General features: G+C 42.8%; 12 protein-coding genes and 1 tRNA gene. 9 read left to right on the top strand and 4 right to left on the bottom strand.

The window, feature by feature from the left end; all coding sequences use genetic code 11:
• Positions 1-100: 100 nt before the first annotated feature.
• The 6 genes from AC1XUE_RS22825 (at position 101) to AC1XUE_RS22800 (ending at position 9,384) form a co-directional block, all read left to right on the top strand.
• A complete protein-coding gene (locus tag AC1XUE_RS22825; RefSeq protein WP_483358322.1) occupies positions 101-979 on the top strand; it encodes an AraC family transcriptional regulator in 879 nt (292 codons plus the stop codon).
• Positions 980-1,000: 21 nt separating this feature from the next.
• Positions 1,001-4,753, top strand: a complete 3,753-nt coding sequence (locus AC1XUE_RS22820) for a hydantoinase B/oxoprolinase family protein (protein WP_483358321.1) — start codon at positions 1,001-1,003, stop codon at positions 4,751-4,753.
• 216 nt (positions 4,754-4,969) lie between these two features.
• Entirely contained in the window at positions 4,970-6,130 is a 1,161-nt protein-coding gene (locus tag AC1XUE_RS22815; RefSeq protein WP_483358320.1) for an NRAMP family divalent metal transporter, read from the top strand.
• 15 nt (positions 6,131-6,145) lie between these two features.
• Entirely contained in the window at positions 6,146-7,720 is a 1,575-nt protein-coding gene (locus AC1XUE_RS22810; protein WP_483358319.1) for a glycoside hydrolase, read from the top strand.
• 28 nt (positions 7,721-7,748) lie between these two features.
• Positions 7,749-9,122: an aminopeptidase P family protein gene (locus tag AC1XUE_RS22805; RefSeq protein ID WP_483358318.1), complete on the top strand. Its 1,374-nt coding sequence runs from the start codon at positions 7,749-7,751 to the stop codon at positions 9,120-9,122.
• 61 nt (positions 9,123-9,183) lie between these two features.
• Positions 9,184-9,384, top strand: a complete 201-nt coding sequence (locus AC1XUE_RS22800) for a DUF4177 domain-containing protein (protein ID WP_115830708.1) — start codon at positions 9,184-9,186, stop codon at positions 9,382-9,384.
• Positions 9,385-9,470: 86 nt separating this feature from the next.
• On the opposite strand, the gene AC1XUE_RS22795 is transcribed toward AC1XUE_RS22800, so the two are convergent.
• Entirely contained in the window at positions 9,471-11,024 is a 1,554-nt protein-coding gene (locus AC1XUE_RS22795; protein WP_483358317.1) for a M20/M25/M40 family metallo-hydrolase, read from the bottom strand.
• A 259-nt stretch (positions 11,025-11,283) separates the two neighbouring features.
• Here AC1XUE_RS22795 and AC1XUE_RS22790 point away from each other — a divergent pair, with 259 nt between their 5' ends.
• A complete protein-coding gene (locus AC1XUE_RS22790; protein ID WP_483358316.1) occupies positions 11,284-11,586 on the top strand; it encodes a hypothetical protein in 303 nt (100 codons plus the stop codon).
• A gap of 62 nt (positions 11,587-11,648) precedes the next feature.
• The gene (locus AC1XUE_RS22785) at positions 11,649-11,885 is read left to right on the top strand and encodes a hypothetical protein (RefSeq protein ID WP_483358315.1); all 237 of its coding nucleotides are present in this window, start codon (positions 11,649-11,651) and stop codon (positions 11,883-11,885) included.
• A gap of 88 nt (positions 11,886-11,973) precedes the next feature.
• On the opposite strand, the gene AC1XUE_RS22780 is transcribed toward AC1XUE_RS22785, so the two are convergent.
• Together AC1XUE_RS22780 and AC1XUE_RS22775 are read right to left on the bottom strand one after the other, a co-directional pair.
• Positions 11,974-13,299, bottom strand: coding sequence for a rhamnogalacturonidase (locus AC1XUE_RS22780; protein ID WP_483358314.1), 1,326 nt, complete (start codon positions 13,297-13,299; stop codon positions 11,974-11,976).
• A gap of 422 nt (positions 13,300-13,721) precedes the next feature.
• Positions 13,722-14,927 (bottom strand): WYL domain-containing protein, encoded by a 1,206-nt coding sequence (locus AC1XUE_RS22775; RefSeq protein ID WP_483358313.1) that lies wholly within the window; start codon positions 14,925-14,927, stop codon positions 13,722-13,724.
• A 466-nt stretch (positions 14,928-15,393) separates the two neighbouring features.
• Between AC1XUE_RS22775 and AC1XUE_RS22770 the strand changes: the two genes are divergently transcribed.
• Positions 15,394-16,983, top strand: coding sequence for a reverse transcriptase domain-containing protein (locus AC1XUE_RS22770; RefSeq protein ID WP_483358312.1), 1,590 nt, complete (start codon positions 15,394-15,396; stop codon positions 16,981-16,983).
• Positions 16,984-17,089: 106 nt separating this feature from the next.
• Here the strand turns inward: AC1XUE_RS22770 and AC1XUE_RS22765 are convergent.
• Positions 17,090-17,163: transfer RNA gene (locus tag AC1XUE_RS22765), tRNA-Pro, on the bottom strand.
• Positions 17,164-17,538: the final 375 nt, after the last annotated feature.

Here is a 17,538-nt window from a genome sequence, read left to right as displayed (position 1 = left end):
AGAAACCAGTTTTATCATTTCATTGTAAATTTTGATCAAACTGTTTACTTTAACAAACCAATCTTGATTTACAAGCTATCCGTGTAACCCCTTTCAGAAAATGAAGGTAGTACAGTTTACCATACCGGTTTCCAAAGAGAATACAATTGTAGTACAGGAGGATATTCTACCGCACTACTACAATCACTTACACAGGCACAGGGAAGTGCAGATTGAATGGGTCATTGAAGGAACAGGTATTCTTATTGCTGGAAATTATATGCAACGCTTTGGCTCTGGTGATGTCTATATCATCGGAGCCAATCAGTCTCATATTTTCAAAAATGATGAAGTCTATTTTGATCCGGAAGAAGGGAAGCAAATCCACTCTGTTTCCATATTCTTCAATCCGCATCAGCTGATGAACAACATTCTGAATCTGCCGGAAATGAACGGCATCAGAAAGTTTGTAGATGGCTTACATAACGGATTTCAAATTCCGCAGGAATCTGCTGAGTCCATCAAAACAATCATCAAAGAAGTGATGCAGGCAAAAGACAGTTTGCGGGTTGCATCGTTTATTACACTGCTGCATCAATTCTCAATTGCCCGAAATATGCAACCGCTTTCGACCAACAACAGCGAGCATATTATCTCAGAAGTAGAAGGAATAAGAATGGACCAGATTTTCCAATACCTGGTTACGAACTACAAAAATCATATTTCTCTGAACGAGATTTCAGAAGTAGCGAACCTGACACCCCAGGCATTCTGCCGGTATTTTAAAAAACATACCGACAAAACCTTTGTCAGTTTCCTGAATGAACTGAGGGTTAATGAAGCATGCAAAATGATTGTTTCAGGAAAATTTGACAGTTTTTCCGAAGTGTCTTACCAAACCGGTTTCGACAACGTTACCAACTTCAATCGGGTATTTAAAAAGACGATAGGCAAATCGCCCAGAGAATACCACCGCGACTTCCGTGCAAGACTGATCTGAAAATCCTAAATTTTTACCATTTTGTCAACTTCAACTACCCCGGTCTGGAAAATCAATATAGATACCGGAGGAACTTTCACAGACTGCCTGGCCACCAATCCGGCAGGCGAAAAAATACGGATCAAAGTGCTCAGTTCCTCACGTTTACGTGGAACGATTACTGAAAAGATAGCCCCTTGCCAATTCCGGTTTCGCGCGCCATGGGATTATAGCGGCGATGTGCTTGCGGGCTACCTATTTCAAATCGGGAAAAGTACAAGCAAACTGATTTCACTTTCCCATCAGGATTTTATTTTGACTTCCAGTGAGGACTTCCATATAGAGCAGCCGACAGATTTTGAATTGTATGCCAATGAAGAAGCACCCGTCCTGGCAGCCCGACTTTTAACGAAAACACCCTTATCCGAGCCGTTGCCTCCATTAGAAATGCGACTTGGAACCACGCGCGGAACCAATGCACTGCTTGAAAGGAAGGGCGCCAAAACACTTTTAGTTGTTACAAAAGGTTTCAAGGATTTACTATACATCGGTAATCAGCAACGACCATCCCTTTTCCAGCTTCATATACCAGAGCCTTCCTTGTTATACACAGAGGTTTTGGAAGTAGATGAAAGAATGGATGCAGACGGCCATGTGATTACCGCTCCCGATCTCGATCCGATCCAAGAAAACAGGCTGATTAACTTTCAGTCGGTTGCCATTTCATTGCTTCACTCCTATCGCAATCAGCAGCATGAAAATCAGATTGCAGATCTATTCAGACAGCACGGACATCAATATGTATCTGCCTCAGCAGCACTTTCTCCATTCTCACACTATTTGCGCAGAACTCAAACCGCAGTCATCAATGCCTATCTGGATCCGATTCTTGATCAGTACCTGAACAATATCAGATCGAAATTTTCCGGAGATTTAAAGATCATGACCAGTACCGGAAGCCTGGCAGAACTAAGTGCATTCACGGCAAAAGATAGTTTACTGAGCGGTCCTGCCGGAGGCATGGTTGCAGCGGCCAATCTGGCTGCCATGCGGGGTATTGAGAAAGCCCTCACCTTCGATATGGGCGGAACCAGTACCGATGTAGCAAGAATTGACGGACAACCGGAGCTAAAATATATTACAGAAATTGACGGGATCGAATTCCATAATCCTACACTTGCCATTGAAACAGTAGCTGCTGGCGGTGGATCGGTATGCTGGTTCGACGGATTCACTTTGCAAGTAGGTCCGGATAGTGCAGGAGCTTCCCCGGGACCTGCATGTTACGGAGCAGGCGGTCCGCTTACAATCACAGATGTAAATCTGCTGCTCGGAAAGCTGGACGCCTCTCGGTTCGGAATACCCATTCGCACCGACGATGCTGAAAAAGCATTACAAAAGTTAAAAAACGAAATCGAGTCCAACAGTGGCAATACCCTTAGTGATCTGGAAATTCTGACCGGACTTGAACGTATTGCCAATGAGAAAATGGCTGACGCAATCCGCAAGATTTCAGTAGAAAAGGGGGTAAATCCAGGCGATTATGCATTAATTACGTTTGGAGGGGCAGGCGGTCTGCATTGTTGCCAGCTGGCGGATCTGCTGGATATCAGAAATGTGATCATTCCTTATGATGCCGGTCTGTTCAGTGCTGCAGGAATAGGAGAATCATTGATCAGCACCATTGTTTCAAAACAGATTTTGCAACCGTTTACGGAGGTAACGGAACAAATTGAACAATGGAATGATGAGCTGATCAGACAAGGAATCCACATACTGGCAGAACAACAGGTTACAGCATATGAAACAGTATTTGTTTCTCTGTTTCTTCGTTTTGCCGGCCAGGAAAATACAATCCGTGTAGACTGGCTGGGAGAAAACACCATAGAAGCTTTCCGCAAATTGTATACGGATCAGTTTGGCTATTATCCCGAAAATATGGTTGTCGAGCTGGAAAGTATCAAAATAAAGGTTTGTGAAAAAGCGCCTGCATTTGAAATCCAGCATCAGCTTACAAATGGAATTGAAGCTTTCTCGGACCGAGCTGTCAGCTCCTTTGTTTCTTCCAATACGACGGCTGTCCGTATATTCGACTGGGATGTATTGCAAACCGGAGACAAAATCACCGGGCCTTCCATATTGCTTAATGCAACATCGACGGTTTTTGTACCTGCTAACTGGGAGCTGGTAATTCAGGAAAATAATGACGCGTCGGCGTTTAATATTGCATCTGTTCAATCTGCTGAAACGGAAGAAAAAGAAGAAGTAGCACTGGAATTGTTTACCAACAGATTTGAGGCGATAGCTGAAGAGATGGGGGCGCAATTGCAGCGTACTGCTTTCTCTGTAAACGTAAAAGAAAGACTCGATTTCTCATGTGCTTTGCTGGATGCTGATGGCGATCTGCTGGTAAACGCACAGCATATACCTGTGCATTTGGGTAGTATGGGAATTTGTGGCAGGCTTGTCATGGATTATATAGACATAGGTCCGGGTGATGTAATCATTACCAATCATCCAAAATACGGAGGCTCTCATTTACCTGATGTGACATTGATCTCCGGTGTATTTACAGATGCCGGAGCATGTATCGGTTATGTGATCAATCGCGCTCATCATGCTGAAATAGGCGGAAAAACGCCGGGTTCTATGCCGCCTGATGCAACTTGTCTGGCAGAAGAGGGCGTTGTAATCCTTCCGCAGTATTTGGTTAAAGGAGGTGTATTCCAACGGGAAAATCTTGAAAGACTTTTTATCGAAGCAGATTACCCGACAAGAAATTTCCTCTCCAATGAAGCAGATATTGTTGCCGGTTTATCAGCACTCAGGAATGGCAGTGAACAATTACTGAAACTAGCCGGTACCTATGGATTGGATACAGTCAAAAAATACATGCAATTACTAAAAACAAGTGCTGCATTTCAACTTAAAACAAAACTGGAGTCTTTTTCCGGCAAAACATTCAGCGCGAAGGAATATCTGGACGACGATCATTGTATTTCAGTCAAAATTCACATTCAGCCGGATAAGCAAATCTTTGTTTTTACAGAAACTTCCGCTGTTCATCCCCATAACCTGAATGCCAATATTTCCATATTACATAGCGCTATTCTGTATGTACTGAGATTATTGGTCAACAAAAAAATACCATTGAACGATGGCCTGATGAAGCAGGTAGAGATCATACTGCCCGACAATAGCTTTCTGCATCCGCAATTTTCGGATGACCCGCTATTATGTCCTGCTGTAGTGGGAGGCAATACGGAAGTGAGCCAGCGGCTGGTTGATACCTTACTCAAAGCCTTCGGATTGGCCGCATGCAGCCAGGGAACGATGAATAACTTTCTTTTCGGAAATCAAAACTTCGGATACTATGAGACCATCGGAGGTGGAACCGGAGCGGGAGCAGATTTCCATGGCCGGTCTGCCGTTCACCAGCATATGACCAACACCCGCATCACCGACCCGGAACAGCTGGAAAGAAAGTATCCGGTACGTTTGCTTGAATTTGGAATCAGGAAAGGATCAGGCGGAGATGGGAAATTCAGAGGAGGTGACGGGATCAGCAGGAAGATACAGTTTTTAGAAAAATTGCAGGTCACGCTTCTGGGCCAGCACCGTAAACACGAGCCATATGGAATGGAAGGAGGAGGCAACGGAAAATGTGGTACGCATACGCTAATCAGCAAAGGAGAAGCTGCTCAGCTACCCGGTATATGCAGTTTCGAAGCAGAAGCCAACGATATTTTAGTGATAGAAACACCCGGCGGCGGTGGATATGGTCGTGAGAGTTAAGGTTACAGCGAATTGAGGAGGTTACACAGACAGACACAGAGTTGAACAAGAGATACACTGAGATTTTTATTAATATAACTGAGGAGATTACACAGAGAACCACAGAGTTAAATAAGAGACACACAGAGATTTTTTTAATTAAATCTCTGTGAACCTACATATTACCTCTGTGAAACTCTGTGTCCCAAAACCTAAACCCAAGCCAAACCAACCCCCATGCCTAAATCATCTTCCAAAACCCTTCTCGGCGCAGCGTTCCTGATGGCTACTTCGGCTGTTGGGCCCGGATTTCTGACGCAAACCACCGTATTCACACAGCAGCTCACTACTAGTTTCGGATTCATTATTTTGATTTCGGTGATCATTGACCTTTGTGTGCAATACAACATCTGGCAGATTGTGACAGTATCTGGCAAACGCGCGCAGGATCTGGCTAATGGCTTACTGCCGGGTCTGGGTTATCTGCTCGCATTCCTGATCGTTATCGGCGGACTGGCTTTTAATATTGGCAATGTGGCGGGAGCAGGTTTGGGTATAGAAGCGATGACAGGCGTACCCGTTCATATTGGCGCTTTGGGCAGTGCTGCAATGGCAATCGGAATATTTCTGTTCAAAGAAGCAGGAAAAGCGATGGATAGTTTTTCCAAAATCCTCGGTCTGCTGATGATCATCCTGATACTATACGTGGCTTTCACATCGCATCCTCCACTGTTGTCGGCGGTTCACCATACTTTCATTCCTGAACAATTTGATGCCATCGCAACCCTGACACTCGTGGGAGGTACAGTGGGTGGTTATATATCATTTGCCGGCGCTCATCGTCTTCTGGATTCCGGCGTAACCGGAGAAGCAGCATTACCGGCAGTGAACAAAAGTGCCTCAACAGGAATACTGGTCACAGCAACCATTCGCTACTTGCTATTTCTGGCAACGCTTGGTGTAGTAATGTCAGGAGTTGCTATAAATCCCGATAATCCCACAGCCTCCGTTTTTGAGAGTGCAGCGGGCAGTATAGGCCGACAAATGTTCGGATTGATGATCTGGTGTGCAGCAATTACTTCGGTGGTTGGAGCTGCATATACTTCAGTGTCATTTGTGAGGTCGTTCCATCCGGTTCTTGAAAAATACCACACCTATCTTACAATTGCTTTCATACTGGTTTCAACCCTCGTTTTCTTATTTGTCGGAAAGCCTGTAAGTATACTCATCTTCGTCGGCACACTTAATGGTTTTGTACTCCCGATCGCGCTTTCTATACTTCTTGTTGTAAGTAGAAAATCAAGATTGATGGGAAATTACAAACACTCAGTATTACTGCAAGTTGCCGGCTGGGCTGTGGTACTTATATTAATAGCTATGGGCATTAATCTCTTTTAAACTAACCCCTTTACAATGTTTAAGAACTTAAAAATCTGTTTATTTTTATTTGTTTCTACTTCTTCATTTGCTCAGAATAAGAAATCGCTTACGATCAGCATTGATGTAAATAATAAGGCTCAGAAAATCGACAACTTCGGGGCAGCAGGAGCATGGTTTTCGGAGGGAATCGGTAAAGACTGGCCGACACACAACCGGGAGCAAATGGCAGAGTGGCTATTCAGCAAGGAGCTGGATCCAAAAGGAAATCCTAAAGGTATAGGATTATCGGCCTGGCGTTTCAATATCGGTGGTGGTACCGCCGAGCAAGGCGATAGCAGTGGTATTTCCGATTTCCGGAAACGGGTTGAAAGCTTTCTGAATCCTGACGGTAGGTATGACTGGACCAAACAATCTGGTTATTTATGGTTTACCAAAAAGGCAAAAGCTTATGGCGTCGAAAACCTGATTGCATTTTCCAATACCCCTCCCGTTCAGTTTACTAAAAACGGATTGGGCTATAAAACGGATAAAGATTATGTATCTAATCTTCGTCCCGATAAATATGCCGCTTATGCAGGATTTCTGGCAACGGTATTGAAACACTTCGATGAAGAAGGGCTTCATTTCAAGTACATTAGCCCGATCAATGAACCCCAATGGGACTGGTCGCATCCTGTAGGAGCACCTGCCAAACAGGAAGGGTCTCCATGGCGCAATGAAGAAATGGCACAGGTTGTTACCAAGCTCGACAGTGCCTTGACGGCCATCAATTCTAAATCCAAAATCCTGATATCAGAGGCTGCGCAGCTGGATTATATGTATGGAAAAACAGGTGGAGCATCAAAACAAATACAGGCCTTCTTTGGAAAAAACAGCCCAACTTATTTGGGTAATCTCAAAAACCTTCCTCCGATTATGGCCGGTCACAGTTACTTCACCGACAAAGGGGATAGCGCCCGTATTGCGGTCCGTCAACATGTGGCGGATACCACTTCCAGATACGGCGTTACATTCTGGCAAAGCGAATATTCCATGCTTGCTGATGGTTACAAAGAAGGTAAAAAAGACAAAATCCCTGCGATTGATTGCGCACTTTTCCTGTCTAAGGTGATCCACGATGATTTGGTGTATGGCAATGCTGCAGCGTGGCAGCTCTGGAATAGCTGGGAGCCTGGCAGCGCAGAGTTTGATACCCGTTACTATGTAATCGCGCTCAATCCGGCCAACAAAGAATACACCGATGGCACCGTAACAGCCACAAAGAACCTATGGGCTCTGGGCCACTACAGCCGGTTTGTTCGTCCGGGTATGCACAGGCTGAATATCGATAGAAATGACAGTTTAAAACCTGTTGACATTGCGCAGGATGTGATGCTGACAGCTTATAACGGCGAAAAGGAAATTGTACTTGTAGCGATTAACTATACATCGGACGCAAGGGAACTGAAACCTGAAATCAGCCATTCTAAAGTTGGTAAAGAATACGATTCTTACCTGACCACCGCAGACAAAAATGTAAATATGTTATATACAAAAGGGCAGAATGTGGCAAAAGGAATTCAGATTCCGGCTCGTTCTATGACGACCATCGTATTACACAAAAATTAATTAAACTGAATTTCAACATTTAACCTATATGTTTTCAACTGAAACCTATATCCAGAGACGCAGGCTATTAAAACAAAAAGCAGGCAGCGGCGTGCTGCTTTTCCTGGGCAATGATGAATCCGGTATGAACTACCGCGACAATGTGTATCCTTTCAGACAGGATAGCACTTTCCTGTATTATTTCGGACTGGATGTAGCCGGACTGACGGCAGTCATTGATATCGACAACGATCAGGAGATTATTTTCGGTGACGAACTGACCATTGATGATATCGTGTGGACAGGTCCAAAGGAGCCTCTGGCAGAGAAAGCGGCCAAAGTTGGAATCAGCCAGGTAAAACCTTCGGCAGCTACAGGTGGGTATCTAAAATCCAAATCTGTGCAGGTTCATTTCCTCCCCCCCTATCGCGGAGAACATTATCTGAAATTACAGGAATGGCTTGGAGTTGTGCCAGCAGCTGCGAGTGAAAAAGCTTCTGTGACTTTTATCAAGGCGGTTGTAGCAATGCGCTCGTACAAATCGGAGGAAGAAATTGCTGAAATTGAAAAGGCAGTGAATACCTCCGTGGATATGCATCTGGAATTCATGCGTATCACCCAACCAGGCCTGACTGAAAAACAAGTTGCCGGACAGCTACAAAGCATCGCTATCGGCCAAGGCGGAGATATATCCTATCCTATTATCCTGACGGTGAACGGAGAAATTTTGCACACGCATACGCGTGACCTTGCCATGTTCGACGGACAATTGTCGTTGTGCGATGCCGGCGCCGAAACAGCATTGCGCTATTGCGGAGACCTGACGAGAACCATCCCAACAGGCAAAACGTTTACGACACTTCAGAAAGAGATGTACGAAATTGTACTGAATGCTGAAGAATCGGCGATAGCTGCTGCTAAACCAGGAGTTCTGTTCAAAGATCTGCATACACTGGCATCTACCAAATTATTGGAAGGACTAAAAGCTGTGGGTATTATTAAGGGAGATCCGGCAGAAGCGGTAGCCCACGATGTACATACACTTTTCTTCCAATGCGGACTCGGACATATGATGGGTATGGACGTACATGATATGGAGAATCTGGGAGAACAATATGTGGGTTATACCGATGAGCTGAAAAAAGGAACCACATTCGGATGGAAATCACTTCGTTTGGGTCGCGCCTTAGAACCTGGTTTTGTAGTTACCGTAGAACCCGGATTGTACTTTATCCCTACGCTGATTGACCGCTGGAAAGCGGAGAATAAACTTGCTCAGTTTATCGACTACAACAAACTGGAATCATTCCGTGATTTTACGGGCATCAGGATCGAAGATGATATCGTCATCACAGAAACCGGCCACAGGATTCTGGGCAAACATCTGCCAAAATCAGTGGCTGAAATTGAGGCGCTGAGGTAATGAGCTAAAAAGAACCCCAAACAGAAGCATAGACTTACATATCCCACATACAATCCAACCAATGAAAGAATACAAAGTAGAGTCACTGATTTTCTATTCCAAATTAACGCTCGATTCGGAGCACATTGCAAAGAAATCGAAGGAAGAAATACAGATCAAGCTGGATGAATACGCAGCAGCAGGCTACAGGCTTGTTTCAACCGATTCGACCAATTTTGGTGCTGCGATTTACTTTCACTTGTATTTTGAGAAGGATATTTAGGTAATCAAACTGAATACCTAAAACAAAAAAATGGCAACGAGAGATAAAACCCCGGTTGCCATTTTTCTTTTGTTGAACAAAATCATTTATCTGCTTACACCCGTTGCCGTGCGTGGCTTCGGAAGTTCTTTTCTTGGAATTTTCTGATCCATCTGTGCAGTATTGTAAACAAACGCTGCTACTACTGTCGCCATCTGTTTCAGGTCATCCATAACGAGTCTTTCGTAAGTATCCACGTTGGTATGGTGTGTACGGGTATTGTACTCTATACCATCCTGAATAAACTGGAAACCAGGTAATCCTACTGCATCAAAGCTCTGGTGATCGGTACCTCCGGTATTGCGCGAAGTAACAGTCGGGTTGTCAATAATATCTTTGAACTCTCCAAGCCACTTTTCGAAAACAGCGCGAGGCCCTTCATTGCCCTGAAGATAAATCCCGCGGATTCGACCTGTACCGTTATCAATATTGTAATAAGCCGACAACTTTTCGTGAGCCGGTAGCAATTTCATCGTTTGCGGGTCGCCAAACGTATTTTTCACATAATTACGTGAGCCATGCAAACCTTGCTCTTCGCCAGACCATAGCGCAATGCGGATGGTTCTTTTTGGTTTAAGACCTGATGCCTGAAGAATACGTACTGCTTCCATCATGACGGTACAGCCAGCCGCATTGTCCGTAGCGCCGGTAGCACTATGCCATGAATCGAGATGACCACCCAGCATTACGATTTCATCTTTTAATTTCGGATCTGATCCCGGAATTTCAGCAATCACATTTCCCGTTTTCAGGTTTTTATCGTAAAAAGTGGTTTTTGATTCCGCCTCAATCGTCACAGGAATACCACTTTCTGCCAGGCGGGCAATCAGTCCTGCATGTTCAGGTGCGATTTCAAAAGCGGGACCGGCAATGGGTGAATCACCTTTGTACGATGCACCGTTACTGGTAAAGAAGGTTCCGTGCTTGCCCGTACGACCAGCCAGTTCCAGTTTGATTCCCTGCGTTTTCAAAGTGCTATCCACCTTGCTTCTGAACGAACGCATTTTCAGCAACCGCTCCATTTGCTCCGGATTGAAACTACTTTGCCCAAAAGGTTGAGAATTGGTCATTTTTTCAAGATCCTCCGCCGTGTAACGGGTTGCATCAGGTCTAAACGTAGGATCGGTATCGGCCGTACTTCTGGTCAAAACCACCTTGCCTTTCAAGTTGCCGCCTGCGTACTTTTTCAGGTCATCCTCATTCTGGATATCGACCACCACTACCTCACCTGTAAGCGCACCGTTTGTACCAGCCGTCCACGCTTTCGGAATGCCAATAAAGGGCATGTAGTAGGGTTTGGTCATGGCCAGGTAACTTTTCTCCACCTGCCATCCCTTTCCGAATTCGCCCCATTCCTGAAGACTTGCATTTTTCAGCCCCCAGTCTTTTAGCTGTTTGACAGACCATTCCGCAGCACGCTGGAAACCGGGAGAATTAGTAAGCCTTGGGCCTGTTACATCCGTGAGCTGGTGGGCAATTTCTTTTACTTTTGAGTTTTCAAGTCCTTCTTTTTTAATTTTAGCAAGAGCAGCCTGATCGACATCCTGCGCCAATAATAAGGAGGGATAAAGGAAGAGTAAAGCGTAACAAAGTCTTTTCATACAATACTATAGTTGTTGAAATAATTAATATCTCAAATGTAACTATTTTTCACTTCCAACTTCTATCAAACACAACTATCAGACAATGTAAGATTTACCAAATAAAATTCCGGATAAATAGAATAAAACAATTTTTAGACAAAATTAAATTTTTCAGCAATTCCATTCTCCCTGAGCTCCTTCGTTGCGCCAATCAGCTTAACGGCATGAATTTTTACGATTTATAGAAGAAATAACAGCGGTTTTGATATTTTGCATTATGAACTCATCAGAGCAAAAAGATTACGAACATACCACTCCGTCGGAAGACCAGATCGAGGAAACCATACAGATGATTTCTCGCAAATTACAGCACCCGACTACCAGTAATAAGGATAACCTCGGCATGAAAAACGGTTATCGGGAGGCGATCAAGATTCTCACAGGAAATGTAAAGAGCTATGAAAAGATTGACCTGATGCTGGAAGCCGGGCAATCGCTCTCCATTGCAAAAATGGCGGTTGACTATCTCAACGGAGAATGCAGCCAAAAGGCATTGTTAGCAGTAGAACCCACACGCTGATTTGCTTTACTGACTGAAGCAGCGAAAGTTATACATCCACCTTTAACATCACCTGAACAACTATGGGAAAAGGAAAAGACCTGTTTGGACACTACAATGACCTGGGAAAAGAAAAAGGTCCCGGAAGCGAAGAGTACAACTATGCCGGCGTGTTGTTTCAGGCATTGTTGATTTTGGGAGAACGAAAAACTTTTGAATTGCTGGAAGAAGCAGAGGCTTCCGGAAAGAAACTGCAGCTCGAATATACATCGGTAGCAGCCGGCGATCCACCCGTACCTGAAGGTGTGACCCTGGTATAATATTCCATATCGTACAATATTGAAAAGCCCCGAAGCCGTCCTTGATGACAGATCCGGGGCTTTCGTGTTTCCGGGCATGCTTTCGCTGCTACTGTAAGTGCTTATTATTGACCTTCACATTCTTCACCTTAAAACCCTGCACGACCTCTTTATCGAACGCATCATTTTTGGCTGTAATGTCCAGGTTTTCAAAGTTAAATTTCGACAACCGGTCGTACTCACCAGGCTTTACGTCAAAAAATACATCACATGTAAGTTTGATGTTCTTTAGCGTAATATTATCGCTATAAGAAAGGGGTGCATCCTTTCTGCCTTTCAGATCGAAAAACTGAGTCCATGGTTTCACGTAAATGAGACTTTGTGCATAACCATCTACGTTTTCAACACTGATATATTCATATTTCTGAGGTGTATCCGGGCGCATTTTAAGCCACAGAACCCGTACTGCATTGGTAATATGGCAGTCGCGCATCACCACGTTCTTGTTATGAATGGCCTCGCTGCCGCTGGTGAGGGCAGCATGGCAAAATCCGAATTCCGAATCTTCAATGATAATATTGGAATTACCTCCGTTACCCGGATCTTTATCGGCATAAGGTCCTTTCCCGCCTTTCAGCGCAATCGCATCGTCATTGACCGCCAGGTAGCAACCCTTAATCAGTACATTGTTACATACGTCCAGGTCTATCGCATCCGTACTGGGTGCTTTGATCGGTTCATGTGGGGCAGTGATGCGTACATTCAGGATTTTGATATTGTTACACTGATAGTAATGGCTGGTCCAGAAACCGGAGTTCTGCAGCCGCACATCCTGTACCTGTACATCGTCGCTTTTCCAGATAAATACCAGTCGCGGTCGTGACACTTCCAGGTTGGTACATTTCGGATTTTCTTTTCTACGCTGCCAGAACGCCTTCCAGTAATTCAATCCGTTTCCGTCAATCGTCCCAGTGCCCGAGATAGAAAACTTATTCACGCCATACGCATTCACCAAAGCAGGGAAATAATCCAGATTTTGCCCTTCCATGCGTGAAGGCATGATCGGGTAATCGGCGATGTTATCCGAGCCCTTCAGCACCGCACCTTCCGAAACATACAGATGTGTATTCGGTTTAAAGAACAAGGCTCCGCTCAGAAAAGTACCCTTCGGCACCACGATCACCCCGCCCCCACGCGCATGCGCCTGATCAATCACTTTCTGGATCGCGGCGGTCTGCACCACATTGCTATCACCGGAAACACCATGTTTTGTAATATCAAACTGCTCTCCCAGATCGGCCAGTTTGAGCTTTGTAGAATCCAAAAACCAGGCCGGAATTTTGGTTCCATCAGGAAAGTTGGTGGATTTTTTGCTTTGGGAGAATGATGTGAACGTGATGAAGAGTGATATAATGGGCAATAGGAATCTGGACATGAGATATGAAAGTTATTGGTAATCTGGTGCTTATATTTCTGTCTGCAGCTTATCTGAATTACATTACTAGTGCTACAAATAACAGAACTACTGAAAAGAAGAAGGAGCAGGAAACTACTGTTAAAAAAGACAGATTGTATACTTACAGGCAAGCAAAATTGAGATGAAACACCGTTATTCGTAGTTTGCAAAACTGCCAATCAGAATAATTTAAAGTCTGTGGCGGTAGGCCTGGTTTTATCTTTCTAAAACCCTATTTTACAGTATGTTTTCAACAATCCATTTTACTCTGAATTACTTTCGCAGATGGTAAGATATTTCTTGTGACCAGTGTGAAAACTAAGCACAACTGTGAAAGTAACAATGCTCCCCAGACGTAATTTAAAGGCTACGCCCAACGAAGGAGTAACGATTAATGTTATCTAAACATACTTGGCATCTAAGACTTCTAATTTTTGGATTCTATCGATTCGAAATGTTCTTGTCTCTTTTCTTAAATAGCAATATCCAGTTAAATACTGTATCTGATTACCATCATCCTCGATTGTAATTACTTCAAATTCATCCAAGGTTCGAATGGTGAGAATCTCGTGGTGATTTTTATATTCTAATCTAATAAAGTTCTTATTAGTCTTTGCCCGCGATATGGAGCTTATCATATTTTCTTTCCGCTGTGAAGATGTTATAACCACTCCGTCCGCAAAACTAAATTCAGGATGGCGCTCTAAAAAGTAGGTATTCATATTAGTCGCGTATTGTTCATTCTTTTCAATTTTTGACTCCCTAATACGATTTGAAATAAAATCATAGTACTCCAAATAATAAAATCCACTTCGATAGTATATGTTCTTAGGCTTTATAACGCGTGTAGATCCACTTTCCTTTGTAACAGGGAGATAGAGCCCATCCAAAATATCAAATTGTAAATTTTCTATCGTGGACGGATTTATTACTGGTAATAGTTGTAATGCGTCTACGGAAATGAATTTCTCATGAAATTTACCGGATTCAGAATTAAACCACTTACATTTTGCAACCCAACTTGATACATAACGTTTTTGCTTTCCAGATCTCGCATCATATAATGCGTCTTTATGATCATACCTTCGTATTTCTGTTATTTGCATAACTGGACTTAGATATGTGAGCAGACCTTCAATGCTAATCTTTTTACTATCCAGATTATCACTTTCCGTTCGTAGATAACTTTTTCTTTTTTTAAGTTCAAAGTGCAAAGTGCTTATTACCGCCTGTCGCCCCACAAATAGGCCATTGAGTATTTTAAGGTCGCTACTACTTTTTTCCTCGATAAAGTTTTTACACTCTTCTTTTTTTATTACTTTAAGCAAATTAGAAGATAACCATATCTCTTCTAACTGATCTTTGTTAGAGTAGTATAGACATTTAAGCTGCAATTCATCTTGCTTGACACCGGTATGCTCATCATGCGTAGTTTTCCAGGTCTTTTGTATTTCGATCACAACCATTAAAGGTGAGATGTGAGTAGTATCACCACTAATGATAATACTACTATCCGAATTGGTGTAAGGATGTGTCTGTAAAGCTACTATTGAGCCAATAGTGATATCTGTAGCATCGCTGTTTTGTATACCGCTGGTATTAGTCATTTTATTCTGATAGATGAGTTACATATCAAATATAATCCAAAAAATAATATATTTGTAATTGGTCTTGCAAATCATGAAGAAGGCAACAACTAGTTTGGACTATAAAGCGATTTGCTTAAGAAGTAGAAAGCTACTGGCAATTGCCAATTGTGGTAGATTGATCAGGCAACAAATTCCGATTACAGTTACACTCTGAACGGTTAAGGAACACCCGAGCAGCGTTTACCACGAAAGTGAGTATTGCGTTGAGCACGGATTGATTTATCCCTGTTAAAGGAATATAACCTGTGAGGAATATTGTAAAGGTAGCAAAGATAACGAAAGATAAGAGATGTGTCATTGATTTAGATGATTTGTTTCTGGTTGATTTCAGCTTTGTTACAGAATTCAAAATATGTGTGACTCAAGAACTTGGGTAATGGTCTAACTCCTTTGGAGCGTATGTTGTCGTAAACTCTGTTACACCGTGATTGCAAGACCTTATTTTCTAAAAAAGGGCGCTGAAATTCCTTGGCTAAAGGCGCGTGGTTATCTCCACCTTACCCCACAACTCGATGTGGTTGCTAATCGCCATGTGCTAGTTGGAAAAGTTATGAACCCTAGGTTTGTGGCTAAGTATGCATTTTTCCCTTTAATCCATTCAGTTATAAAGGAAAGGCGATTTAAGAAAATTAATGATTTAGCTGGACGCTATCACTCTTATCGCACACCGGAAGGCCAGCATAAACGAAGTGAGAAAGTTAGGCCTTTGCATTATGCTTCGCATTTCGACTCTTTAATTTTTGGTTATTATGCGGATAGCTTGCAGGCATTATATGAAAGTCGCTTACAAAATGATCTAAGTTTATCTAAATGCATAATCGCTTACAGACGGATAAAATCTGAAACTAGCAATACAAACAAAAGTACCATACACTTTGCTGGAGAGGTTTTCGACCACATCAAACAAGCAGGGGCCGAATCGTGTGTTGTTTTAATGTTTGATATAAAGAGTTATTTCAGTTCGATCGATCACGAGTTGTTGAAAAAGAAATGGGCGACTTTAATAGGCGTTTCTCAGCTTCCATCTGATCATTATAATGTTTTTACAGCTTCTACGCGTTTCTCGTATATTTTATTAGATGATCTCCGTTTAAAGGGTCGAGTAAACGGTCAAAGAAAAGGTTTCGATGAGAAGAGGCTTAGTGAAATTCGTAATAACAATGGTGTTTTTGCTTTTTACGAGTCACCAAAGGAATTTCGAGATCACATAAAGTCTGGAAAATTAAAGATTCACAAGTACCCATTTCGGAATAAGCAAGGCAAACCAGTTGGTATCCCACAAGGTCTGCCAATAAGTGCTACTTTAGCAAATCTGTATCTTCTGGATTTTGATTTAAAATTGAAAGAAAAGGTTGTTAGTGAATTATCTGGTTTTTACAGGAGGTATTCGGATGATATAGTTGTTGTTTGTAAACCTGCTGATGCAGAATTTTTAGAACAATTCATTTTGGATGCAATCAAAGAAAGTAAAGTTGAAATTAGCCCAGAAAAAACTGACAGATTCATGTTTCGTTATATGCCTGACATACAAGGAACTAACAAATTAACTTCAATTAAACTTGATAAGGATAGATCTAGACTGAATTATCCAATAAGTTATTTAGGATTTGAGTTTTATGGCGATAAGACATTAGTGAAGTCAGCGAACCTTGCCAGATTTTACCGCAGAATGATATTCTCTGTTAAAAGGAAAGCGAGAAGAGCGAAGAATGCAATGACTGAAAATCCTAATGAGCATTTTATTTTATACAGAAGCCAGTTAAAAAAATTGTACTCGCAGGTATCTTTAAAAAAGACGAAAGTCCAACGGAATAAAAAATTCTTAATTAAAAGTCAGTTGGGAAATCATCGGATAAAGATTAAACGATCAGAAAAAAGCTTACGCAGTAATTATATTTCTTATATTAAGAAGGCAAGCTTAATTTTAGATGAACCAAGTCTCATTCGACAAGTTAGAGGGTACAAACGGGTTTTTAATCAGGCTGTTCAAAAATATAGCAGAATCGCAAAATAAACAAGTTAACTTTTTTGATCTGTACTTACTTGCAGCTAAGTGTAATTTTAACCCCACTACAAAAAAAGACACTTACAATTAACTTGTAAGTGTCTGATAATCAGTGTCGGGATGACAGGATTTGAACCTGCGACCTCTTGCACCCCATGCAAGCACGCTACCGAGCTGCGCCACATCCCGTGTTAACTAATTATATTCCATGCACCCCATGCAAGCACGCTACCGGACTAGGTGTCCCCGACTAGGCGCCCCCAGCTGCGCCACATCCCGTGGTATTTTGAAGGAGCAGAAACGATAAGAAGATGCTTCCTCTCTTCCGGGCTGCAAATCTAATGATCTTTTGGAAAAATGACTATTTGTGCGAAAGATTTTCCTGACACAAATTTGGCTACAAAATAGGGTTCAAGTAAAAACGGGAATTGCTCTGTATAAAGCAACTCCCGTTTTTGATATTTACTGTATTTCTGATCTGGTTTCTGCTTAGCGTTCAGCCTGGCTGCGCCATGCAGACCGCGTCGCCTAGACGGGGTCGCCTAGACCGGGTCGCGCAGACCG

The sequence above is a fragment of the Dyadobacter sp. HNCC25DJ187 genome, from assembly GCF_056895255.1.
The sequence above is the reverse complement of the archived record's forward strand: the minus strand, read 5'-3'. Positions and strand labels throughout refer to the sequence as shown.

Bases quoted from the DNA above. Each gene is read 5' to 3' on its own strand.
- AC1XUE_RS22825 (WP_483358322.1), top strand. From the start codon at position 101: ATGAAGGTAGTACAGTTTACCATACCGGTTTCCAAAGAGAATACAATT.
- AC1XUE_RS22815 (WP_483358320.1), top strand. From the start codon at position 4,970: ATGCCTAAATCATCTTCCAAAACCCTTCTCGGCGCAGCGTTCCTGATG.
- AC1XUE_RS22810 (WP_483358319.1), top strand. From the start codon at position 6,146: ATGTTTAAGAACTTAAAAATCTGTTTATTTTTATTTGTTTCTACTTCT.
- AC1XUE_RS22805 (WP_483358318.1), top strand. From the start codon at position 7,749: ATGTTTTCAACTGAAACCTATATCCAGAGACGCAGGCTATTAAAACAA.
- AC1XUE_RS22800 (WP_115830708.1), top strand. From the start codon at position 9,184: ATGAAAGAATACAAAGTAGAGTCACTGATTTTCTATTCCAAATTAACG.
- AC1XUE_RS22795 (WP_483358317.1), bottom strand. From the start codon at position 11,024: ATGAAAAGACTTTGTTACGCTTTACTCTTCCTTTATCCCTCCTTATTA.
- AC1XUE_RS22790 (WP_483358316.1), top strand. From the start codon at position 11,284: ATGAACTCATCAGAGCAAAAAGATTACGAACATACCACTCCGTCGGAA.
- AC1XUE_RS22785 (WP_483358315.1), top strand. From the start codon at position 11,649: ATGGGAAAAGGAAAAGACCTGTTTGGACACTACAATGACCTGGGAAAA.
- AC1XUE_RS22780 (WP_483358314.1), bottom strand. From the start codon at position 13,299: ATGTCCAGATTCCTATTGCCCATTATATCACTCTTCATCACGTTCACA.
- AC1XUE_RS22775 (WP_483358313.1), bottom strand. From the start codon at position 14,927: ATGACTAATACCAGCGGTATACAAAACAGCGATGCTACAGATATCACT.